A 21,273-nucleotide genomic window follows, 5' to 3' on the forward strand; every position below is an offset into this window, starting at 1 on the left:
CCGGACACATCCAAGGTCCCCGTTTGAATGCCGGGTTTGTTAGCTTTCTGCCTGTGACGCGACGTCACGGAAAGTTCACGAATCACGGAGGATCATCATGGGTTCTATTTCAACGATCATCGGAATCTTCGACCTCTACAAGCTTCTCGAGCCGCTGCTGAGCTCGCTGAGCTGATTCAGGTGTGATTTCGCTGTCGAGCCGGGGCGCCGAGGGACTCGGCTCGACAGCGGATCTCGAGGATCCGGCGCGATCAGGACCCGTGGAACGGATGTCGGCACCGGCAGAATTCCATCGCTCCGGTGTAGTGGTCCATCACCAGGATTTCTGCACACCGAGCGGGCTGCGGAGCGAACCTGAGGCAGCGCTCGATCCACCCACGCTCCAGCGAAGGGGCGGGGTGCGCGCAGTTCCCGCATCGGCCGGGACGTTCGGCGACACGTACGGAACCGTGGTGCTCCGGGGGCATGCCAAACATCTTGGTGGTGCGATGTTTCCAGGGCAATGGTTCGGCTCGAGCGGAAGCTATGTCACGAAAGCCCGGCGGCGATATCCGAGGACCGAACCCGTTGAGCTGCGCTACCTGGATCCCTGATAATCCGATTGCCCAGACTGAGTTTTTTTGGTGCAAGTTGCGGCTACTGCGCTGACGCCCAGAAATTCTCGGACTATCTGGGCAACGATCATGTGGTGGTAACCGCGAACAGAATCCGATCCGGCTCGCGTTGCATACGGGTGATCGCGACGCGGCCCCCGATCCAAGCACCAAGTGCACCAATCGCAACAGCGACAGGGATGGCGAAATAGTTCACCGGGTTCGGTAGCAGCGCCCCGAGTAGAACGCCGGGCGCCGTTGTCGCGGCGAAGATGACGATGGCGAGGATGATCAGTCCGAAGGACGAGCCGTTGAAGGACCCGCGGGTGTTGAAGGAGAACGTCTTCTTCATCTCCGGAACCGGGTAGGGCGCTTTGGCGGATATCGCCACTACCAATCCTGCACCGACTCCCATCATCGAAATGCCGACGGCGAGCGGCACGGCCAGTCGGTCGGTCCCGAGGTCCCCGAAGATCCGTACAGCAGCTGTTGCGACGACCACGAAGGGTGTCATCACGATTGCCCACGCGATTTGTCGGCCCCGGACGTCAGCGGCAGCGGCTTCGGGGATCATCACCAGATGCCAGATCGATGCGCCGTCGAATCCGTACAGATTCGATCCGGCTGCCATTGCCAGGTAGATCAGGAACCAGGCACCCCATGCGGCGGAGAAGGGGATCGATGACGAGATCAGCGGTCCGAAGCCGGAGACCAAGGTCATGATGGCAACGGAGAGCAGTTGTGTTCGTCGGCGCATGTCTCCGTGCCAGAGCGAAAGCTCGCGAGAGATGACGGTGCCCAGTCGGGATGCGCGCCAACCGGTTCGAATGTCGCGGCCCTGGTTCTTCAATTGCACGGAAGTGGCGCCCGCTGATTCTGCGACCTTCCCGTTGAAGTAGCGAACGACCAGGCGTTGCCATGACCACAGCAGTGCGAGATCGACCAGCACCAGGGCGAGGACTGCTCCGGCGGCGAGGAGCCAGGCGCCTCCTGCTGCTGCGTCGACACTGGTGATTCCCCACGCGAACGGGATCGAATGCGCGATCGTGAGCGGCCACGTGACGTCGCCGTCCACGACCGTGCCGAGGTGACTCTGCAGCGGAAATTGCAGCAGATACAGTCCGCCGAAGAACGTGCCGAATGCCAACAGTCCCAGTTCGCGGCTGCGACGACTCCGCAGGAGTTGCGACATCGCCAGCATTGCGACCCGTGAGGTGCCGACAATGAGCAGGACCGTTGCGGGCCAAGCGATAATGGCCAATGGCAGTGCGGCAGGGTGGTGTGTAGCGGCATAAATTGGAATCGCTGCTGCAGCCAACGCGGTAATCGGGACGGTCATACCGACCAGCGACGTCGAGAACAGTGCTCTGGCGAGTCGGACGGGTTCCAGGGGGAGTAGTTGGAAATGTCTGGGGTGAAGATTGTCATCTGACAGACCAGACATGATCGGCATCAAGATCCACATCACGGCGATAGCCGAAAGTGCGAGACTGGTTGTGCCGCTGACGAGATCGGGAGAAACACCGTTCTTTCCCGAAGCTCGTAGGCACAGTAGCGCTGCCCCCAGAACCCCGAACAACGCTGCAATGACCTTGATTACAGCTCTTCCACCGGTGAACTGACGTTTGTAGAGGGTCATGCGCATGCGGAGAACAGTGCGCCACACAGAGACCGACGGGTTCCAGCGTGTCGGTGAAAAGCTGGTGGTGGTCATGCGCGCATCCATGACAGTCCGTCGGGATTGGGACTGCGGCTACCGACAAGGCGAACGAATGCCTCGTCGAGAGTGTTGCCTGCGCGCACCTCGTCGACCGTTCCTGAAGCCACGACGCGACCGTCTGCGATGACTCCGATGTGAGTACACAGTTGTTCGACAAGGGCCATCACGTGACTGGAAAGAATGACCGAGCCACCTGAGTGGACGAACGAGAGCAGAATGCTCCGAATTCCGGCCGAAGAAATGGGGTCGACAGCTTCGAACGGCTCATCCAGTACCAGTAAGCGAGGGCCGTGCAACAAGGCCGAGGCCAACCCGATTTTCTTCGTCATGCCCGCTGAATAATCGGCGATGACCGTTCCACCTGCATCGGCGAGATCGAGCGCGGCCAACAGTTCGTCGCGTCGTGACGCGATGACGTCCTCTGGCATACCGCGCAGGCGTCCGAAATAGGTGAGTAGTTCATGGCCGGTGAACTGGGCGGGTAGCGCCAGACCGTCGGGTAGGACGCCGAGCAGACTCTTCGCTGCGACAGGGTCGTTCCACACGTCGTAGCCGTACACCAGGCTGCGACCGTAGTGCGGGCGAAGCAATCCGACAGCCATCGACAGTGTGGTCGTTTTTCCCGCACCATTCGGCCCAACCAGACCGAACAACGAACCTGAGGGCACCGCAAGGGAAAGGTCGTTCACAGCAACTTTCGCGCCGAACGCCATGCAGAGGTGTTCCACTTGCAAAGCCATCGGTCCGGGAGGTAGCTGTCCTGTCTCGGGGAGAGGGTGCATCGATCGAGGGTAACTGTGCGGAGCCATGTGCGCGGAGACGGAGCGGAGCGATGCAGGCTGCGTGCACCGAATGTCATTCCTAGGTGGGGGTTGCGACATGAGTCGCTGGTTCGCAAGGGGAGCGGATGGCAGGAGTCGAACCTGCGTGGACGGTTTTGCAGACCGCTGCCTTGCCGCTCGGCCACACCCGCATTGATCCAATTATGTTCGTAGTGAACAACAGTCGCCACCATTGTGATCAGGGTGAGTTGATCGCCGTGTGACGGATCGCAGGGACTGCGGGGGAAGTGCCGGGTCAGGCGCGGGAGAACACCGCGACCAGGAATTCGGAATCCTCCTTGAACGGGCGAAGATCCCACGTGGAGAGCAGCAGATCAGCCTCGAGGCCACTCGCGGTCGCGTCGGCGAGAAACTCGGGGAACTCGTAGCCACGGCCGGCACCGAATCCGATGACTACTCGGCCGCTCGGAGCGAGATGACGAGCAAATCCTGACAATACTGCTTGCCTGGTGGACGGCGCGAGAAACGCCACCACGTTGCCTGCCGACACGATGACGTCGAAATCTGCCTCGACACCGCGGGCCGGCAGATCGAGTTCGGCGAGATCGCCGACAAGCCACGTCGGTCCGGGGTGGTCTTCTTCTGCGGCAGCGATGAGAACCGGGTCGACATCGACTCCGACAACCACATGCCCGACGTCGTGCAGATAACCGCCGAGTCGGCCAGGCCCGCACCCTGCATCGAGAACCCGGCCACCGCGTCCGAGCATCGCGTCGATCAAACGTGCTTCCCCGACAATGTCCTTGCCGTCCGCTCTCATGGAACGGAAACGCTCGACATATCGTGTGGAATGCGTCGAGTCGGCTGCAGTGATCTCTTCCCACTGGCTGGGGATGCGCTCGTTCGGGGCGTGTGCAGTCATCTTTCGAGGGTACCGACAGCTCACCGGGTGCCGACGACCGTCCCGTCTGCGGCATATCCGACGAGGGTTGGACGAGGGGACGTGAGCGACAGGGGAATCCATCCGTAGAAGCGGTCTTCGGCAAGAATTGTCGGATAGATCTGGCCGTCTGCGGTGTGAAGTTCGGCTCGGACAGCACCTCCCGCCCCTGCGTCGTAGGTCGCCTCGTGCGGACCGGCCTCGTACCCGGCGCCGCCCCCGAATGAATCTGCGCCGTACAAGTCAATTGATCTGCAGCCGTGTCCGAGGCCGATGAATTTCGACGGACCAACCTTGTCGATGTCGGCTGACGCCTCGAAAACCGGGGCGACGCACCTCCAGCCATTGGCGCCGTGGGCGACAAAGACGCTGAACAAGGTTCCGTCAGGTCCGGGAATGGACCCGACCCGCTCGGCGGTGGACGGATCTATTCCGCCGTTGGTTCCCGGCATCGTCTGCCAACCCGAGTACATGTCGGTGAACGCTTTCGGCATCATCCCCGTGGCAGCGGCGCAGCCCACCACCACTGCTGCGCAGATCGCCGCGACGAGAACGATGGCACCGACGCGACGGCGTGGAGCCTTGGTTGCCCCAATGTTGTTTTCGGTAGCCATGATTCGGGTGCGTACGGCATCTTGGACGTTCTCGGGCCAGAGTTCGGCGGAAACCGTATCGCTCGGCCGCAGCTTCTCGAGCGTGGTCAGCAGATCTTTGGTCATGGGGTACTCCCGTGTTCGGCGGCAGCGCAAGGTCGGGCGGTGTTCATCGGGATTACGGTGACGGATTCTGAAGTCAACCCGGCGCGCAATCGACGCCGAGCGCGAAAGAGACGAACATGCATGGCCGGAACCGAACACCCAGCGACCCGCGCGGCTTCGGTGGCGGTCAACCCGTCCCAGGCAGTCAGGAGCAGGGCTTCACGTTCGGTGACGGTGAGTGTTGCCAGTGCTTCGAGCAGTTCCGTGCGTTCGGTGACAGTGACGTCGGCGCCCGGCGTCGATGCCGCAATCTGCTCGATGCGTCCCATCTTCTCGGTGAGCGCGTCAAGGCGCCGAACGCTGCGACGGTTATTGTTCACGGTGTTTCGAGCCACCACCAACAGCCATTGCAGTGCCGGCTCGGGCACTTCGTCCAAGCGTCGCCAGGCAACGAGGAACGTCTCGGAGACAACCTCCTGCGCGCTGTGATGATCAACGTGGCGACAGGTATACGCGAACACCCGACCGGCGTAGGCGTCCCACAGGGCGGTGAACCGGTCTTCGCCGCTCGGCGGCGGTTGTTCCTCGGATTTCGGGGTCATATGAAGAGATGTCCGGCTGGTTGCTGATCCTTACAGCCGCTGAGCTAATGGACGGTTTGGCGTCTTACTCCGGCCGAGAACTCCCACTGTCAGAAGCAACAGAGCGAGGATGTACAGCGTCATGATCCAGATGCCCGCAGCGGCGGGCTGCCACTTGTTCGCCTGGCCGAGCAGGATGAGGGCGTCAGAGGTGAGGAACAGCGCGCCGCCGATACCGGTGATCGAGTTGTACGTCAGTGCGGTTGATGCGGTTCCCACCAGGATTGCGGCGTACACGGGGACGGCAATTCGAAGTTCAGGTTCGAGACCGGTCCAGGTGTACGACACTAGAGCGATCCCAGCGACGGTGTAAGCGCACAGAAACCATGGCCGCCTTCGTATCTCCCGAAGCGCGCCGTGTGAGAGAAAGAATCGGATGAAGCAGAGGTGACCGATCGCGAAGGCTGCCATCCCGATGACAAACGTGGAGTCCCAGATCAGGAACAAATCTCCGAAAGCACAGGCAATCAGCGCAGCAGCAACAATTCGAGGTCCGCGTCGGGCGACAACCCAGGCAGCCAGAATCGGCGCGAGCATGACCTTGGTGATCCCGTCCCAGGGCGCAGCATCAGCGGCATTGAGGATCAGATGGACAATCGCTACCGCTGAAAACCCGACAAACCATGGCGACCGGATGGTGCTCGGCAGTCCGGCGTCGCAATCAGATTCACGCATCGGCTCAGTGTAGGAAGTCCGCTGCACGCTCGGCGAGGTCGAGCGCCGGCTGGGGGAGTATGCCGAGGATGAGCGTGACACCGGCGCCGAGGCCGATCACACTGCTGGTCAGTGCACTCGGTACCACGACGGTCGGAGCGTCTGCGGCCGATTCGGTGAAGAACATCAACACGATCACTCGCACGTAGAAGTACGCGGCGATCGCGCTGCACAGGACACCGACGATCACGAGAGGTGCGGCCCCGCCCTCGGCTGCCGCGCTGAACACCGCGAACTTTCCGATGAACCCACTGGTCAACGGGATCCCGGCGAAAGCCAACAGGAACAGTGCAAACACAACTCCGACCAGCGGTGAGCGCCGGCCCAATCCGGCCCAGCGCGAGAGCGTCGCGACCTCACCGTCTGCGTCCCGAACCAGACTCACGACGGCGAACGCGCCCACGGTGCTGAATCCGTAGGCCAGAAGGTAGAACATCGCCGAGGCCAGGCCGGCATCCGAATCCGCAACCACAGCGGTCAGAATGAATCCGGTGTGCGCGATGGCCGAATACGCGAGCATCCGCTTCATATCGGTTTGCGTCACAGCGACGATCGATCCGACAACCATCGTGAGAATCGCGACCGCCCACATCAGTGGACGCCAGTTCACGTACTCGTTCGGCAGAGCCACATAGAAGACACGAAGGATGGCACCGAATGCGGCGATCTTGGTCGCAGTAGCCATGAAACTGGTGATCGGCGTCGGCGCCCCTTGATAGACGTCGGGAATCCACGAATGGAACGGCACGGCACCGACTTTGAACAGTAATCCCACGGCCACGAGTGCTGTCCCGAGCCACAGGAAGGCGTCGGTACCCGACCCGCTGCGTGCTGCGTCGGCGATACCGGAGAGCGTGACCGTCCCGGCATAGCCGTACAGCAACGCGATTCCGAAAACGAAGAACGCCGACGAAAATGCCCCGAGCAGAAAGTACTTGAGCGCAGCTTCCTGGGAGAGCATGCGACGTCGGCGTGCCAGACCACACAGGAGATACAGAGGTAGTGAGAACACCTCGAGCGCAACGAACATCGTCAGCAGATCGTTGGACGCGGGAAAAAGGAGCATGCCGCCGACAGCGAAGAGGGTGAGCGGAAAGACCTCGGTCTGGGCGATACCGACCTTGACCGCTTCTTGTTCCGCAACACTTCCGGGGACGCTCGACGCTTGAGGGGTGAAACCGCCGAGCGCGTCGTGTTGCGCGATCACCTCGGCGGTGTTGCCCGAGCCTCGCTCGGCGATCAGCAGTACTGCGGGGATCGACACGAGAAGGATCGTGGCCTGTAGGAAAAGGGTCGGACCGTCGACCGCTACAGAACCCATCATCGCCGTCGACCGCGTGCCGGCGAGTAGAAGCACTGCCACGAACGCGGCCGCCAAACCTGCGACACCGAGGACGAGTTGCACGGGGTATCGAATGCGCCGGGGTGCAAACGCCTCGATGAGTACGCCCACAACCGCAACACCGAACACGATCAACATTGGCGAGAGCAAGCTGTATTCGACAGTGGGTGACGCCGTGCCGGCTGAGCCGAGGATGGTCACGTCGTTGAAGGAACTCATTTGTGGGCACCTCCTTCGTGGTCGGCGACGAGCGGGGTCGGAGCCTCGTCGACGACCGTATGGCTCACTGCAGGAGTGATGACGTCCAAGGCAGGCTTGGGGTAGATGCCGAGAAGCAACAGGAGTGCGATCAGAGGGGCGACCACCACAAGTTCGCGTCGAGCGAGGTCGCGGATCGTTCCCTGCCCTTCCTTCACAGGTCCGCCCATCATGCGCTGGTAGAGCCAGAGTATGTAGATCGCGGACAGGACAAGCGCGGCAGTCGCCGCGATAGCGGCCACGTGGTATCGCGAATACGTCCCGATCAGCACCAGGAACTCACTGACGAACGGCGCGAGACCCGGCAGCGACAGCGTTGCCAACCCCGCAACGAGGAATGTGCCGGCAAGTACGGGTGCAACTTTCTGGACGCCGCCGTACGCCGCGATCGATCGAGTACCTCGCTGCGAGACGAGGAATCCCGCAATCAAGAACAGAGCCGCAGTGGAGACTCCGTGATTGACCATGTACAGCGCGGAACCCGCCTGGCTCTGGCTGGTCATCGCGAAGATTCCGAGAATGATGAAGCCGAAGTGCGAAATCGACGTGTAGGCGATCAGTCTCATGACGTCTGTTTGCGCGATCGCCAGTGTTGCGCCGTAGACGATCCCGATAACGGCGAGCGTGATGATCCACGGTGCAAAGGTCGACGACGACTCCGGGAACAGTTGCAGGCAGTAGCGAATCATCGCGAACGTGCCCACCTTGTCCACGACCGCCATCATCAACACTGCTGTCGACGGAGTCGATTCCACCGCGGAGTCCGGCAACCAACTGTGCAGCGGCCAGAGCGGTGCTTTCACCGCGAACGCGAACATGAATCCGAGGAACAAGGCGTTGAGCACCCCGGGTCCAACACCGAGTTCACCGCTGTTTGCCGCTGAGGCGATCGCCCGGAAGTCGAAAGTGCCGCTGGCGAAGGGACTCTCGTCGCGCGTGGTGACCACGTACAGGCCGATGACTGCAGCGAGCATGACCAGGCCGCCGAGGAGGTTGTAGAGCAGAAACTTCACGGCTGCGCGAGATCTGCCCACTCCGCCGAACCCGCCGATGAGGAAATACATCGGTATCAGCATTGCCTCGAAGAAAATGTAGAACAAGAGAATGTCCAAGGCGCTGAACGAAATCATCACCATGGACTCGACAACAAGGATCAGCGCGAAATAGGTGTGCGGCATTCTCTTGGGTGATTCCGCGTCTGCCGGGACGTCGTTCCAGCCCGCGATCAGTAGTAATGGCACCAGCACTGCGGTGAGAAGAACCAGAACGAGTGCGATCCCGTCGAGTCCGAGTGTGTAGCTGGTGCCGAAAGCCGGTATCCAGCTGTGGCTTTCGACAAATTGAAATTGTTCGCCGCCGCGGTCGAACGCAACTCCGAGAACGGCGGCGACCACCAGGACTGCCACGGACACAGCCAATGCGAGAGACTTCGCAAATTGGTACGACCGTGCCGGCAGAGCGAGGACAACACCCGCTCCGATGAGCGGAAGCAACCAGAGCACCGTCAGCGCGGGGAAGCCGGTATTGGTCACAGAGTCGCTCACCGCCGCTTCGATCACCACAGTGTCACCGCCATCATTGTCGCGACCACGAGTGTTGCTCCGACAAACATCACCAGCGCGTACGAGCGAACAAACCCGGTCTGTAGCTTCCGCGTGAGCGCGGACAGCCCGGTGACGACCACCGCAAAGCTGCCCACGACGCCGCCTATTCCCTTGGTGTCGAACACTTCCAACGACTTGGTGAGTTGTTGTCCAGGCTTCATGAACACCGTCTCGTTGAAGGCGTCACCGTACAGATCGCGGCGAGCCGCACCGGTCAACGGTGAAACCGGAGTCGGTGCCACAAGTGGAATCTCCCGGGTGGCGTACTCGCGATACGCAATCGCGACGCCGGCGGCAACTGCGAGCAGCGCCAGCGCGGTGATCGACCATGCGGGTATCGGCGGTTCGACGTGATGTGAGCCGACAACCGGTTCGAGCCAGTTCTGCAAGCTGGACCCGATGGTCAGGAGCATCCCGGCGCCGACGGACCCCACCGCCAGGATGATCATCGGAGACGTCATCACCGCCGGAGATTCGTGAGGTTTCTGGTTCTCCCAGCGGGCCTTCCCGAAGAAGGTCATCAGCATCACGCGGCTCATGTAGAAGGCAGTGAGCGTCGCACCCAACAGCGTGACGATGCCCAGCACAACACCCTTGATGCCGCCCTCGCCGATCGCAACCTCGATGATCTTGTCCTTGGAGAAGAACCCGGCAAACGGCGGAACACCGATGATGGCAAGGTATCCGAGCCCGAACGTGACAAAAGTCAGTGGCATGAACGCTCGGAGCCCGCCGTAGCGCCGCATGTCGGTTTCGTCGTTCATCGCGTGCATCACCGAACCCGCGCCGAGGAACAGGCCTGCCTTGAAGAATCCGTGGGTGATCAGATGAAGGATTGCGAAGGCGTATCCAGCTGGTCCGAGACCCGCTGCCAGGACCATGTATCCGATCTGACTCATGGTCGATGCGGCGAGCGCTTTCTTGATGTCGTCCTTCGCGCAGCCGATGATCGCACCGAACAGCAGCGTCACGGCACCGACGATGACAACCACGAGCTGAGCGTCGGGTGCGAGATCGAAGATCGGATTGGAGCGCACGATCAGGTAGACGCCGGCCGTGACCATCGTGGCCGCGTGAATCAGAGCCGAGACGGGGGTGGGGCCCTCCATCGCGTCGCCGAGCCACGACTGCAGTGGCACCTGCGCGGACTTCGCGCATGCAGCGAGGAGGAGCATCAGGCCGATCGCCGTCAGGACACCTTCGCTTGCACCAGACGCGTCGGCGAAGACGCTGCTGAACGAGAGCGAGCCGAACGTGCTGAACATCAACATCATCGCGATCATCAATCCGATGTCGCCCACCCGATTGACGACAAAAGCCTTCTTGGCAGCGGTCGCCGCCGACGGCTTGTGCTGCCAGAAACCGATCAGCAGGTACGACGCCAAACCGACGCCTTCCCAGCCGACGTAGAGCCCGAGGAAGTTGTCGGCGAGCACGAGGAGCAGCATCGCAGCGAGGAAGAGATTGAGGTAGGCGAAGAACTTCCGACGCTCGGGGTCGTGCGCCATGTAGCCGACCGAGTAGATGTGGATCAGCGAACCTACACCGGTGATGAGCAGGACGAAACACATCGACAGTTGATCAAGCTGCAGTCCGAACTCGACCTGAAGACTGTCGACCGGGACCCAACTGAACAGGTGCTCGGTGACGGTGCGGTCGGCGGTGTCGCGGCCGAGCATGGCGATGAAAGACACCACTGCGACGACAAACGACGCGAGTGTCATGACGCAGGCGAATAGGTGGCCCCACGCGTTCGTGCGACGACCCGCCAGCAACAGGACAGCGGCGCCGCACAGGGGCAGGGCGGGGAGCAACCAGATGGCGGACGTGATTCCTCCTGACATGTCAGTACTTCAGCAGGTCTGCGTCGTCGACGGATACAGAACGCCGAGATCGGAAGATGATCATGATGATTGCCAAGCCGACGACTACTTCGGCCGCAGCTACCACCATCGTGAAGAAGGCGAAGATCTGGCCGTCCAGATTGCCGTGCATGCGCGCGAAGGTCACGAATGCCAGGTTCGCGGCGTTGAGCATCAATTCGATACACATGAACACCACGATGGCGTTGCGTCGCAGGAGGACTCCCGCAGCCCCGATGGTGAACAACAGGACCGACAGATACAGGTAATTCTCGGGATTCATCGCGCAGACTCCTCACCGGTACTCGGATCCGGGGAACGCGGAGTGAGTGCGCTGCTGACGGAGAGCGTCGAGAACGTTCCGTCGGGCAACAGTGCCGGCATGTCCACTGCGTTGTGACGTGCGTACACGCCGGGACTGGGGAGGGGAGTGGCCGAGCCCTTGTCGGGATTGCTCTCATCGCTGCCCAGGTACGCGAATCGTTGCTGCGAGAGTTCGCGTTGGCTGAGCGTGGATCCGATCTTCTCCCGATGCGCGAGCATCATCGCGCCAAGTGTCGCCGTGATCAGCAGTGCGCCGGTCAGTTCGAAGGCCCATACGTAGCGGATGAAGATGAGATCGGCGAGAGCGTCGATGTTGCCCTGGTCGAGTCCGGTGAATCCGGTGAACCCCGAGATCGACGCATTTCCGAGGCCGCCGATAAGGAGTAGCCCGAATCCGACGCCGATCACGATCGCGCTGACGCGTTGTCCCCGTAGCGTTTCGACCAAGGAGTCCGAAGAATCCACGCCGACCAGCATCAGGACGAACAGGAACAACATCATCACTGCGCCGGTATAGACGACGATCTGGACGACACCGAGGAACAGTGCGCCCTGCACGATGTAGAAGACGGCCAGGATGATCATCGTCATTGCAAGGAAGAGCGCAGAGTAGACGGCCTTGGGGGCGGCGACCACACCCAAAGCGCTGATCACCGCAAGGGTTCCGAGGATCCAGAACTGCACCGCCTCGCCGGTGGAGGTCGATGTCATCGTTCCCTCCGCCAGGATCGTAGTCGTGACCGCCGCGATCATTTCTCGGTCTCCGGGTTCGGCTCTTGCTCGGGTACTGCCTGTTCGGGAGCTGCTGTGATGTCGCCGCGGTAGTAGTCGTCCTGAGTTGTGCCGGGACGCAGCGCGTGTGGTGGCGCTGCCATGTCGGGTTTCAGGGGCGCGAGAAGGCGGTCCTTCTCGTAGATCAACCCGGCTCGGTTGTCGTCGGTCATCTCGTACTCGTTGGTCATGGTGAGAGCCCGAGTGGGGCAAGCCTCGACGCAGAGGCCACAGCCGATGCACCGCAGGTAGTTGATCTGATACACCCGCCCGTAACGCTCGCCGGGGGAGAACCGTTCTTCTTCGGTGTTGTCAGCACCCTCGACATAGATCGCGTCGGCGGGGCAGGCCCAGGCACACAGTTCGCAACCGATGCACTTCTCGAGTCCGTCCGCATACCGGTTGAGTTGATGGCGACCGTGGTATCCGGGCGCGGTGGGCCGCTTCTCCTCCGGATAGAACTCGGTCTCGGGTTTCTTGAACATTGTCGAGAGCGTCACTCCGAAACCCGCGATAGGTCCGAGGAAATCAGGCATGGGAGTCCTCCGATGTGTCGGAAACATCTGTCCGCCGCGGCGGTGGCACGTTCTGACCCGGTAGTTTTCGGGTCGGCAGCGTTTGACCAGGTAGGGGTGGAACCGGGAAGCCGCCCGACATTGCATCGAAAGGCCGGGTCCCCGAATCGGGCACCAACGCGGCAGTACGGCGTCGGCTGCGGTAAGTCCCGGCCAACACGATCAGGAGCGCAGCTCCGAGAACCAGTGCGACGCAGAGAAGTACGACCCAGGTGTTGTAACCCTCGTTGCGGAACGCACGAACGGTCGCGATCACCATCACCCACACCAAGGCAGCGGGGATGAGAATCTTCCATCCGAGATTCATGAACTGGTCGTAGCGCAATCGAGGAAGCGTGCTGCGCAACCAGATGAAGACGAAGAGGAAGCCCCACACCTTGGCGACAAACCACAGCACCGGCCACCAACCGGAATTGGCGCCGTCCCACAGGTTGAACGGGAACGGTGCGTGCCACCCGCCCAGGAACAGTGTCGTGGCCAGAGCGGACACCGTCACCATGTTCACGTACTCGGCCAGCATGAACATCGCGAACTTGAGTGAGGAGTACTCGGTGTGGAACCCACCCACCAGTTCACCCTCGGCCTCGGGAAGGTCGAAGGGAGCCCTGTTGGTTTCGCCGACCATGGCTGTCACGTAGATCAGGAAGGACGGCAGGAGGAGAAAGACGTACCAGGCACCTTGTTGGGCGCTGACGATGCCGGACGTGGACATCGTGCCGGCGTAGAGGAAGACTGCGGCGAAGGACAGCCCCATTGCTACTTCGTAGGAGATGACCTGCGCGGTCGATCGAAGTGCGCCCAGTAGTGGATACGTCGATCCGGACGACCAGCCGGCAAGCACGATCCCGTACACACCGATTGAAGTCACGGCGAGGATGTAGAGAACTCCGACCGGCAGATCGGTCAGTTGCAGGGGTGAAAGGGTTCCGAAGATCGACACCTGCGGACCGAACGGGATGACGGCAAAGGCCATGAACGCGGGCACGACTGCGATGACGGGCGCGAGGAGATAAATCGGTTTGTCGGCGCCGGTCGGTGTGATGCCCTCCTTGAGGGCGAGCTTGATTCCGTCAGCGAGACTCTGGAGCATTCCACGGGGGCCGACGCGGTTCGGTCCGACACGCATCTGCATGCGTGCCATGACCTTTCGTTCCGCGTAAATTGCCACCAGCGGTGTGAGTACGAGGAACACGAAAATGGCGAGAGCCTTGCCGATCACCAACCACCACGGGTCGTGCCCGAACGCCGACAGGTCGACCGGAGCTGCCACGGTCCCGTACTCGTGGGTGGTCATTGCGCTCCCGCCTTCGCAATCTTCACCACGGAACCCGCGGTAACGCAGAGCGTTTCGTAGATCGTGCTACCCGGTGAATTGAGTGGGAGCCAGACTGTTCGAGGCGGGAGTTCGGTGATCTCCAACGGTAATGTGATGGAACCGGATTCAGTCGACACCGCAACGTGATCGCCGTTGTCGGCGCCGATCTCGGCAGCGGTCTCGGCAGACAAACGCACGAGTGGGAGCCGTGCCGTACCCGCCAGGTTGGGCTCGCCGTCTTGCAATCGGCCGTTGTCGAGCAACATTCGCCAACTCGACAACACTGCCTCGCCCAGTGCCGGTGTGGGCATGGTGCCTGGCGGGACCTGAGGCGAGGTGGGGCGCGATCCGGACCACGCGCCGAGGCGGTGTATCTCCGAGCGTGCGGAATCTGCGTCGGGTAGGCCCAGATCGATGCTCATCTCGGCTGCGATCGCGTGAAGGACGCGCTGATCCGGCATCACTCCTGTCGTTCTCAATGCGGTGTCGAACACGCGCTCGCGGCCTTCCCAATCGAGGAAGGTTCCGGGCTTCTCGGCGACCGGCGCCACGGGGAAGACGACGTCGGCGAGTTCGGTGACTCCGCTGTGACGGATCTCCAAACTCACCACGAAACCTGCTGCTTCGATCGCGGCCCTTGCCTTCGCCGGGTTCGGGAGATCACTCAATTCGACGCCGCCGACAAGAAGGGCAGCAGTCGTCTGCCCCGGATCCAGCAGACTCGCGGCGTCGCGCCCGTCGGATGCCGGGATGGAGACCCCCCACACTGATTCCACCTCCTGACGTGCTGCCGGGTCCGCAACGGGGCGTCCGCCGGGAAGCAATCCCGGTAGTGCGCCGGCCTCGACGGCGCCGCGATCACCAGCGCGGCGTGGGACCCAAGCCAAACAAGCTCCTGTCGCTTCGGCGAGACGTACCGCCGCGGCGAAGCCGCCCGCCACCTCACTGAGTCGTTCGCCCAACAGGATCACTGCACCGGGCTGCCGGAGCAGCTGGCCCTCCTCACTGCTGGGGTGAGACAACGAATCCATCAGAGCTGCTTCACTTCCGGGTACGGTCCGAAGCAAAGAGCCGCCCATCTTCTGCAGGCCGCGCGTAGCGAATGGCGCGCTGGAGAGCACCGTCGTCTTGCCGAAACGTGCGGCCTTGCGTAGCCGCAGGAAGATGATCGGTGACTCCTCCTCGGGCTCGAGAGCTACCAGCAATGCGGCCGGGGCCGACTCGAGGTCCTGGTACGTTACCGACTCTTCGAGTGTGCGGCCGGCGACGTGTGCTGAGAGGAAACCTGCCTCTTCGGCAGAATGAGCACGGATTCGGAAGTCGATGTTGTTGGTAGCGAGAGCAACTCGCGCGAACTTGCCGTAGGCGTAGGCGTCCTCCAAGGTAGAGCGTCCGCCGACGAGTACGCCTGCGTCACCGCGGGCCTGCGCGAAGGATCGCGCAACGAGGTCGAGTGCCATGGGCCACGACGCCGGAATCAATTCGCCGTCAGCGTTGCGGATCAGGGGAGTGGTGATCCGATCACCTTGGGTCGTGTACGTGAATGCGAAACGGCCCTTGTCGCAGTTCCATTCCTCGTTGATTTCGGGGTCGTCCCCGGCGAGACGGCGGAGAACCTTTCCGCGACGGTGGTCCGTGCGCTGAGCACATCCGTCGGCGCAGTGTTCACACACGCTGGGGCTGGACACCAGATCGAACGGTCGCGCCCGGAATCGGTATGCCGTACTGGTAAGCGCGCCGACCGGGCACACCTGGATGGTGTTGCCCGAGAAGTAGGACTCGAAGGGCTCGTTGGCGTAGATCCCGACCTGTTGAAGCGCGCCGCGCTCGAGGAGATCGATGAACGGGTCGCCGGCGATCTGGCCCGAAAACCGTGTGCATCTGGCGCAGAGGACGCAACGCTCGCGGTCGAGGAGGATTTCGGACGAGAGTGGGATGGGCTTGGGGTAGGTCCTTTTCTCCTCACCGAACCGGGATTCGGTGCGACCGGTCGACATCGCCTGGTTTTGAAGCGGACACTCGCCGCCCTTGTCGCACACGGGGCAGTCCAGAGGGTGGTTGATGAGCAGGAGTTCCATCACCCCGCGCTGCGCCTTCTCCGCCACCGGTGACGTGAGCTGTGTGGTGACGACCATTCCGTCCGCAACCGGTGTCGTGCAGGACGCCACCGGCTTGCGTTGACCTTCGACCTCCACGATGCACTGTCGGCACGCCCCGACCGGGTCCAGAAGAGGATGATCGCAGAACCGCGGAATCTGTGTGCCGATCATCTCTGCAGCGCGAATGATCAACGTGCCCTTGGGTACCTGGAGTTCCCGGCCGTCGATGGTGAGGGTGACCAGATCAGTGGGCGGTGCCGTGTCGGTCTTGGTGGCGTCGTTCTTGGTAGCGTCGGCTGCAGTCATGAGACGAACGCTCCTGTCGCGAGAACGGACCGGCGAGGATCGAAAGGGCATCCGTTGCCGTCGAAATGCGCTACGTATTCCTCGCGGAAGTACTTCAGGGAGGACATGATCGGGCTGGTCGCTCCGTCGCCCAACGCGCAGAAGGATTTTCCGAGGATGGTGTCCGAGATGTCGAGAAGTTTGGTGAGATCAGCTTCAGTACCTGTTCCGCCTTCGAGTCGCCGCAGGATCTGCACCAGCCAGTACGTGCCTTCGCGGCACGGCGTGCATTTACCGCAAGATTCGTGGGCGTAGAACTCGGTCCACCGCAGCACCGCGCGCACGATGCAGGTTGTGTCGTCGAATATCTGCAGTGCCTTGGTGCCGAGCATCGATCCCGCCGCGCCGACACCCTCGTAGTCGAGTGGGACATCGAGATGTTCGTCGGTGAAGATCGGAGTCGAGGATCCGCCGGGAGTCCAGAACTTGAGGGTGTGCCCGGTGCGAACGCCGCCCGCGTAGTCGAGAAGTTCTCGCAACGTGATGCCGAGCGGCGCCTCGTACTGGCCGGGAGTGGTGACATGACCAGAGAGCGAGTACAACGTGAACCCCGGCGACTTCTCGCTTCCCATCGACCGGAACCACTCCGGGCCGCCCAGGACGATCGACGGCACACTCGCGATGGACTCGACGTTGTTGACGACGGTCGGGCAGGCGTAGAGGCCGGCGACGGCGGGGAATGGCGGCCGCAGTCGAGGCTGACCGCGTCGTCCCTCCAACGAATCGAGGAGGGCTGTCTCCTCACCACAGATGTACGCGCCTGCTCCGGCGTGCACGACGAGATCCAAGTCGAATCCCGAACCGAGGATGTTGCGGCCCAGGTATCCGGCCGCGTAGGCCTCGGCCACGGCGGTCTGCAGACGTCGCAGGACCGGGACCACCTCGCCCCGGACGTAGATGAACGCCTTGGCCGCTCGAATTGCATACGCCGCGATGATGACTCCCTCGACCAACGTGTGTGGGGTCGCCATCATCAACGGCATGTCCTTGCATGTGCCCGGTTCGGACTCGTCGGCATTGACGACGAGATAGTGAGGCTTGCCGTCTCCTGGCTTGTCTTCGGTGCTCTGTGGGATGAAACTCCACTTGAGGCCCGTCGGGAAACCGGCGCCACCGCGCCCACGAAGGCCCGCGTCCTTGACCGTTTCGATCACGGCGTCGGGGGACATGGCTAGCGCTTTGCGTAGGGCTTGGTAGCCGTCGTGACGAAGGTAGCTGTCGAGAGTCCACGAGTTCGGTTGATCCCAGTAGCGACTCAGTACGGGGGCGAGTGTCATGTCACTTCCCTTCGCCGGGAGCGTCGGCTGCTGAGGCCGAGCCGGGTGGGTTGTCGTCGTGAGATCGGCTGATACGCAGTCCGGCAAGAGTTGCCCCGCCGATTGTTTGTGCTTCGGCTGCTTCGATTCGCGTATCCGGGAACCCGGCCAAGGTGCGTGCGGTCTGTCGGAACGAACACAGTGTGGCACCGCGACTGGGTGTCACGCGCTCTCCGGCGCGGAGCGCATCGACGAGTGAGCGCGCCGATTCCGGAGTCTGGTTGTCGAAGAACTCCCAGTTGATCATCATGACGGGGGCGTAGTCGCACGCCGCATTGCACTCGATGTGTTCGAGGGTGATCTTGCCGTCGGACGTCGAGATGGAGTGTCCGCCTTCGTCTCTGGAGCCTGCTGACCCGAGATGCTCTTCGAGTGCTGCGAGGATGTCGTCTCCGCCCATGATCGCGCACAGCGTGTTGGTGCAGACTCCGACCAGATACTCACCCGTCGGACCACGGCGATACATCGAGTAGAAGGTGGAAACGGCGGCAACCTCGGCGCCGGTCAAACCCAGCTTGGCACTGCAGAAATCGATCCCGGCCGGGGTGATGTACCCGTCCTCGGACTGCACGAGATGAAGGAGCGGCAGGAGGGCTGATCGACTGGTGGTCGCCGCGGCGTCAGGCTCACGGTAACGAGCGATGACGGTTTCGGCATCGGCGTCGAGTCGGGCGAGTACGTCAGGCGGATAACTCGATCGTGCGCCAGGGCGTACCAGTTGCGTGGGCTCGTCCGGGCGCGGCCCGAGTTCGATGAACACCCGTGACGAGCCGTTCGGGCCGGTCATCGGTCCACTCCGCCCATGACGGGATCGATACTGGCAACCGAGGCGATCACGTCGGACACCATGCCTCCCTCGCACATCGCCGCTACCGCTTGAAGGTTGGTGAATGACGGATCCCGGAAATGGACGCGGTACGGCCGGGTTCCCCCGTCGCTGACCATGTGCACACCCAACTCGCCACGCGGGGACTCGACGGCGACGTACACCTGGCCGGGCGGCACGCGGATTCCTTCGGTGACCAGTTTGAAATGGTGAATCAGACCCTCCATGGACGACTCCATGATCTTGGCGATGTGCTTCTGCGAATTGCCGAGGCCATCCGGTCCGACAGCGAGATCGGCAGGCCAGGCGATCTTCTTGTCGTCCACCATGACCGGCCCCGGTTGCAGTTTGTCGAGGCACTGCTCGACGATCTTGAGGGACTCCTTCATCTCCTCGACACGGATGACGTACCTTCCGTAGCAATCGGATCCGTCGTGCGTCACGACGTCGAACTCGTAGTTCTCGTAGCCGCAGTAGGGCTGCGCTCGACGCTGATCGTGGGGGAGACCCGTGGCGCGTAGGACCGGCCCCGTCACGCCGAGCGCCATGCAGCCGGTGAGATCGAGATATCCGATTCCCTGGGTGCGGGCTTTCCAGATGGAGTTGTCGCTGAGCATCAGTTCGACGTCACGCAACCGTTTCGGTAGGACCTTCAACAGTTCTCGTACCTTCGCGACCGACCCGTCGGGTAGATCCTGAGCGAGACCACCAGGCCTGATGTAGGCGTGATTCATCCGCAGTCCGGTGATCGTCTCGAACACGTCCAGAATCAATTCGCGTTCGCGGAATCCGAACAGCATCGCCGTCACGGCGCCCAGTTCCATTCCACCGGTTGCCAGGGCGACAAGGTGCGACGAGATTCGATTGAGCTCCATCATCATCACGCGAATGACGGTGGCTCGCTCGGGAATGTCGTCGGTGATGCCGAGAAGTTTTTCGACTCCGAGGCAGTACGCGGTTTCGTTGAAGAACGGTGACAGGTAGTCCATTCGAGTAACGAAAGTGACGCCCTGCGTCCAGTTCCGGTATTCGAGATTCTTTTCGATTCCGGTGTGCAGGTAGCCGATTCCACACCGAGCTTCCACGACTGTCTCACCCTCGATTTCGAGAATGAGGCGCAAGACGCCGTGAGTGGACGGATGCTGCGGGCCCATGTTGACCACGATCCGTTCGGCCTCGCCGGTTCGCTGGCGAGCGGCCGCGGTGACGATGTCGTCCCAGTCCTGACCCGATGCTGTGACGACGGTTTCCGTCGTGGCACCGGAGTTGCTTCCTGTCGTCTCGTTCATCAGTTGTACGACCTACGCTCGTCGGGTGGAGGAGTCTGGGCGCCCTTGTACTCGACCGGGATACCGCCGAGCGGATAGTCCTTGCGCTGTGGGTGGCCCTTCCAGTCGTCGGGCATCTCGATACGGGTCAGGGCCGGGTGACCGTCGAAGACGATCCCGAAGAAGTCGTAGGTCTCACGCTCGTGCCAATCGTTGGTGGGGTATATCCCGACGATGGACGGAATATGTGGATCGGTGTCCGGCACGGACACTTCCAGTCTGATCCGGCGGTTGTGCGTGATCGAAGCAAATGGATACACGGCGTGGAGCTCGCGACCGGTGTCCTGCGGATAGTGGACTCCATCGACACCCAGGCAAAGTTCGAAGCGCAGTTCCGATTCGTCGCGCAGTCTGCGCGCGACCTGCGGGAGGTGAGACCGTTCGACATGCAGCGTCATCTCGTCTCGAAAGATCACTACCCGCTCGATTGCATCGGTGAAAGTGCTGCCCGCGCTGCGCAATGCGGCATCCAAGGAGTCTGCAACTTCGTCGAAGTATCCACCGAACGGTCGAGAGGCCTTGTCCTCTACTGAGATCGGCGGGGCGAGCCGGCTGTAGCCCGAGGTGTCACCACTGCCGCGGACCCCGAACATCCCCCTCGATCCGTTGTTGCCCGCGGTCATCGCAGAAGCCCCTTCATGTCGATGGTGGGGGTGGATGCCAGTGCGGCGCGCTCGGCTGCCGCGCGTGCCTCTTCGCGGTTCACGCCGAGGGGCATCTCCTGGATCTTTCGGTGCAGTTCGATGATCGCGTTCAGGAGCATCTCCGGCCGCGGCGGACAGCCGGGCAAGTAGATGTCGACCGGCACGATGTGGTCGACGCCCTGTACCACTGCGTAGTTGTTGAACATACCGCCGGACGACGCACACACACCCATGGCCAGAACCCATTTCGGCTCGGCCATCTGGTCGTAGACCTGACGAAGTACCGGCCCCATCTTTTGACTGACCCGCCCGGCCACGATCAGAAGGTCTGCCTGTCGCGGCGACGCGCGGAATGCCTCCATGCCGAACCGCGCCAGGTCGAAGCGACCTGACGTGGTTGCCATCATCTCGATCGCGCAGCACGCGAGCCCGAAGGTGGCAGGCCACAGTGATCCTTTGCGGGCATACCCTGCCAGGCCCTCGACAGTGGTCAGTAGAAATCCGCTGGGGAGCTTTTCTTCGAGACCCATAACCGACTCTTTTCAGTCGTAACAGCTGCGGTGTGACCGGTTTTGT

At 62.0% G+C, this 21,273-nt stretch carries 20 protein-coding genes and 1 tRNA gene; 1 reads left to right on the top strand and 20 read right to left on the bottom strand.

The features are described from left to right. Nucleotides 1-182: 182 nt before the first annotated feature. On the top strand, nucleotides 183-593 hold the full coding sequence (locus G9U53_RS03645) for a hypothetical protein (RefSeq protein ID WP_050655779.1): 411 nt from the start codon (nucleotides 183-185) through the stop codon (nucleotides 591-593). Between the two features lie 88 nt (nucleotides 594-681). Here the strand turns inward: G9U53_RS03645 and G9U53_RS03650 are convergent, their stop codons facing one another. The 20 genes from G9U53_RS03650 to G9U53_RS03745 form a co-directional block, all read right to left on the bottom strand. Then, nucleotides 682-2,307, bottom strand: a complete 1,626-nt coding sequence (locus tag G9U53_RS03650; RefSeq protein WP_165638333.1) for an ABC transporter permease — start codon at nucleotides 2,305-2,307, stop codon at nucleotides 682-684. Beyond that, nucleotides 2,304-3,095 (bottom strand): ABC transporter ATP-binding protein, encoded by a 792-nt coding sequence (locus tag G9U53_RS03655; RefSeq protein ID WP_019748159.1) that lies wholly within the window; start codon nucleotides 3,093-3,095, stop codon nucleotides 2,304-2,306. The genes G9U53_RS03650 and G9U53_RS03655 overlap by 4 nt, the downstream gene beginning before the upstream one ends. A gap of 120 nt (nucleotides 3,096-3,215) precedes the next feature. Next, nucleotides 3,216-3,286: transfer RNA gene (locus tag G9U53_RS03660), tRNA-Cys, on the bottom strand. A gap of 104 nt (nucleotides 3,287-3,390) precedes the next feature. Continuing rightward, nucleotides 3,391-4,017: a class I SAM-dependent methyltransferase gene (locus G9U53_RS03665; RefSeq protein ID WP_003942244.1), complete on the bottom strand. Its 627-nt coding sequence runs from the start codon at nucleotides 4,015-4,017 to the stop codon at nucleotides 3,391-3,393. A 20-nt stretch (nucleotides 4,018-4,037) separates the two neighbouring features. Further along, the gene (locus G9U53_RS03670; protein WP_030535570.1) at nucleotides 4,038-4,754 is read right to left on the bottom strand and encodes a hypothetical protein; all 717 of its coding nucleotides are present in this window, start codon (nucleotides 4,752-4,754) and stop codon (nucleotides 4,038-4,040) included. Continuing rightward, the gene (locus G9U53_RS03675; RefSeq protein ID WP_165638334.1) at nucleotides 4,751-5,335 is read right to left on the bottom strand and encodes a sigma-70 family RNA polymerase sigma factor; all 585 of its coding nucleotides are present in this window, start codon (nucleotides 5,333-5,335) and stop codon (nucleotides 4,751-4,753) included. The genes G9U53_RS03670 and G9U53_RS03675 overlap by 4 nt, the downstream gene beginning before the upstream one ends. 30 nt (nucleotides 5,336-5,365) lie before the next feature. Beyond that, complete coding sequence (locus G9U53_RS03680; protein WP_065455660.1) at nucleotides 5,366-6,049, bottom strand: lysoplasmalogenase; 684 nt, start codon at nucleotides 6,047-6,049, stop codon at nucleotides 5,366-5,368. A 4-nt stretch (nucleotides 6,050-6,053) separates the two neighbouring features. Further along, entirely contained in the window at nucleotides 6,054-7,649 is a 1,596-nt protein-coding gene (nuoN, locus tag G9U53_RS03685; protein WP_165638335.1) for an NADH-quinone oxidoreductase subunit NuoN, read from the bottom strand. Beyond that, complete coding sequence (locus G9U53_RS03690; protein WP_070161253.1) at nucleotides 7,646-9,250, bottom strand: NADH-quinone oxidoreductase subunit M; 1,605 nt, start codon at nucleotides 9,248-9,250, stop codon at nucleotides 7,646-7,648. The genes nuoN and G9U53_RS03690 overlap by 4 nt, the downstream gene beginning before the upstream one ends. Further along, nucleotides 9,244-11,136: an NADH-quinone oxidoreductase subunit L gene (nuoL, locus tag G9U53_RS03695; RefSeq protein ID WP_165638336.1), complete on the bottom strand. Its 1,893-nt coding sequence runs from the start codon at nucleotides 11,134-11,136 to the stop codon at nucleotides 9,244-9,246. Before nuoL ends, G9U53_RS03690 begins: the two co-directional genes overlap by 7 nt. 1 nt (nucleotide 11,137) lies before the next feature. Next, nucleotides 11,138-11,437, bottom strand: a complete 300-nt coding sequence (nuoK, locus tag G9U53_RS03700) for an NADH-quinone oxidoreductase subunit NuoK (RefSeq protein WP_003942238.1) — start codon at nucleotides 11,435-11,437, stop codon at nucleotides 11,138-11,140. Further along, nucleotides 11,434-12,231: an NADH-quinone oxidoreductase subunit J gene (locus G9U53_RS03705; RefSeq protein WP_165638337.1), complete on the bottom strand. Its 798-nt coding sequence runs from the start codon at nucleotides 12,229-12,231 to the stop codon at nucleotides 11,434-11,436. Before G9U53_RS03705 ends, nuoK begins: the two co-directional genes overlap by 4 nt. Beyond that, nucleotides 12,228-12,785, bottom strand: coding sequence for an NADH-quinone oxidoreductase subunit NuoI (nuoI, locus tag G9U53_RS03710; RefSeq protein ID WP_003942192.1), 558 nt, complete (start codon nucleotides 12,783-12,785; stop codon nucleotides 12,228-12,230). The genes G9U53_RS03705 and nuoI overlap by 4 nt, the downstream gene beginning before the upstream one ends. After that, the gene (nuoH, locus tag G9U53_RS03715; RefSeq protein WP_054827146.1) at nucleotides 12,778-14,118 is read right to left on the bottom strand and encodes an NADH-quinone oxidoreductase subunit NuoH; all 1,341 of its coding nucleotides are present in this window, start codon (nucleotides 14,116-14,118) and stop codon (nucleotides 12,778-12,780) included. Before nuoH ends, nuoI begins: the two co-directional genes overlap by 8 nt. Then, nucleotides 14,115-16,544 carry an NADH-quinone oxidoreductase subunit G gene (locus tag G9U53_RS03720; protein WP_165638338.1) on the bottom strand — a complete coding sequence of 810 codons (2,430 nt, stop codon included), beginning with the start codon at nucleotides 16,542-16,544 and terminating at the stop codon, nucleotides 14,115-14,117. Before G9U53_RS03720 ends, nuoH begins: the two co-directional genes overlap by 4 nt. Further along, entirely contained in the window at nucleotides 16,541-17,860 is a 1,320-nt protein-coding gene (gene nuoF / locus G9U53_RS03725; RefSeq protein ID WP_007735149.1) for an NADH-quinone oxidoreductase subunit NuoF, read from the bottom strand. Before nuoF ends, G9U53_RS03720 begins: the two co-directional genes overlap by 4 nt. A 1-nt stretch (nucleotide 17,861) precedes the next feature. After that, the gene (nuoE, locus tag G9U53_RS03730; RefSeq protein WP_003942123.1) at nucleotides 17,862-18,686 is read right to left on the bottom strand and encodes an NADH-quinone oxidoreductase subunit NuoE; all 825 of its coding nucleotides are present in this window, start codon (nucleotides 18,684-18,686) and stop codon (nucleotides 17,862-17,864) included. Next, the gene (nuoD, locus tag G9U53_RS03735; protein ID WP_007735150.1) at nucleotides 18,683-20,014 is read right to left on the bottom strand and encodes an NADH dehydrogenase (quinone) subunit D; all 1,332 of its coding nucleotides are present in this window, start codon (nucleotides 20,012-20,014) and stop codon (nucleotides 18,683-18,685) included. The genes nuoE and nuoD overlap by 4 nt, the downstream gene beginning before the upstream one ends. Beyond that, nucleotides 20,014-20,676 (bottom strand): NADH-quinone oxidoreductase subunit C, encoded by a 663-nt coding sequence (locus G9U53_RS03740; RefSeq protein WP_030535562.1) that lies wholly within the window; start codon nucleotides 20,674-20,676, stop codon nucleotides 20,014-20,016. The genes nuoD and G9U53_RS03740 overlap by 1 nt, the downstream gene beginning before the upstream one ends. Next, nucleotides 20,673-21,227, bottom strand: coding sequence for an NADH-quinone oxidoreductase subunit B (locus G9U53_RS03745; protein WP_003942234.1), 555 nt, complete (start codon nucleotides 21,225-21,227; stop codon nucleotides 20,673-20,675). The genes G9U53_RS03740 and G9U53_RS03745 overlap by 4 nt, the downstream gene beginning before the upstream one ends. Between the last annotated feature and the right edge of the window lie 46 nt (nucleotides 21,228-21,273).

Origin of the sequence: Rhodococcus sp. D-46, from assembly GCF_011290655.1 — a bacterium.
GTDB lineage: Bacteria > Actinomycetota > Actinomycetes > Mycobacteriales > Mycobacteriaceae > Rhodococcus_F > Rhodococcus_F qingshengii.

Bases quoted from the DNA above. Each gene is read 5' to 3' on its own strand.
- G9U53_RS03650 (WP_165638333.1), bottom strand. From the start codon at position 2,307: ATGACCACCACCAGCTTTTCACCGACACGCTGGAACCCGTCGGTCTCT.
- G9U53_RS03655 (WP_019748159.1), bottom strand. From the start codon at position 3,095: ATGCACCCTCTCCCCGAGACAGGACAGCTACCTCCCGGACCGATGGCT.
- G9U53_RS03665 (WP_003942244.1), bottom strand. From the start codon at position 4,017: ATGACTGCACACGCCCCGAACGAGCGCATCCCCAGCCAGTGGGAAGAG.
- G9U53_RS03670 (WP_030535570.1), bottom strand. From the start codon at position 4,754: ATGACCAAAGATCTGCTGACCACGCTCGAGAAGCTGCGGCCGAGCGAT.
- G9U53_RS03675 (WP_165638334.1), bottom strand. From the start codon at position 5,335: ATGACCCCGAAATCCGAGGAACAACCGCCGCCGAGCGGCGAAGACCGG.
- G9U53_RS03680 (WP_065455660.1), bottom strand. From the start codon at position 6,049: ATGCGTGAATCTGATTGCGACGCCGGACTGCCGAGCACCATCCGGTCG.
- nuoN (WP_165638335.1), bottom strand. From the start codon at position 7,649: ATGAGTTCCTTCAACGACGTGACCATCCTCGGCTCAGCCGGCACGGCG.
- nuoL (WP_165638336.1), bottom strand. From the start codon at position 11,136: ATGTCAGGAGGAATCACGTCCGCCATCTGGTTGCTCCCCGCCCTGCCC.
- nuoK (WP_003942238.1), bottom strand. From the start codon at position 11,437: ATGAATCCCGAGAATTACCTGTATCTGTCGGTCCTGTTGTTCACCATC.
- G9U53_RS03705 (WP_165638337.1), bottom strand. From the start codon at position 12,231: ATGATCGCGGCGGTCACGACTACGATCCTGGCGGAGGGAACGATGACA.
- nuoI (WP_003942192.1), bottom strand. From the start codon at position 12,785: ATGCCTGATTTCCTCGGACCTATCGCGGGTTTCGGAGTGACGCTCTCG.
- nuoH (WP_054827146.1), bottom strand. From the start codon at position 14,118: ATGACCACCCACGAGTACGGGACCGTGGCAGCTCCGGTCGACCTGTCG.
- G9U53_RS03720 (WP_165638338.1), bottom strand. From the start codon at position 16,544: ATGACTGCAGCCGACGCTACCAAGAACGACGCCACCAAGACCGACACG.
- nuoF (WP_007735149.1), bottom strand. From the start codon at position 17,860: ATGACACTCGCCCCCGTACTGAGTCGCTACTGGGATCAACCGAACTCG.
- nuoE (WP_003942123.1), bottom strand. From the start codon at position 18,686: ATGACCGGCCCGAACGGCTCGTCACGGGTGTTCATCGAACTCGGGCCG.
- nuoD (WP_007735150.1), bottom strand. From the start codon at position 20,014: ATGAACGAGACGACAGGAAGCAACTCCGGTGCCACGACGGAAACCGTC.
- G9U53_RS03740 (WP_030535562.1), bottom strand. From the start codon at position 20,676: ATGACCGCGGGCAACAACGGATCGAGGGGGATGTTCGGGGTCCGCGGC.
- G9U53_RS03745 (WP_003942234.1), bottom strand. From the start codon at position 21,227: ATGGGTCTCGAAGAAAAGCTCCCCAGCGGATTTCTACTGACCACTGTC.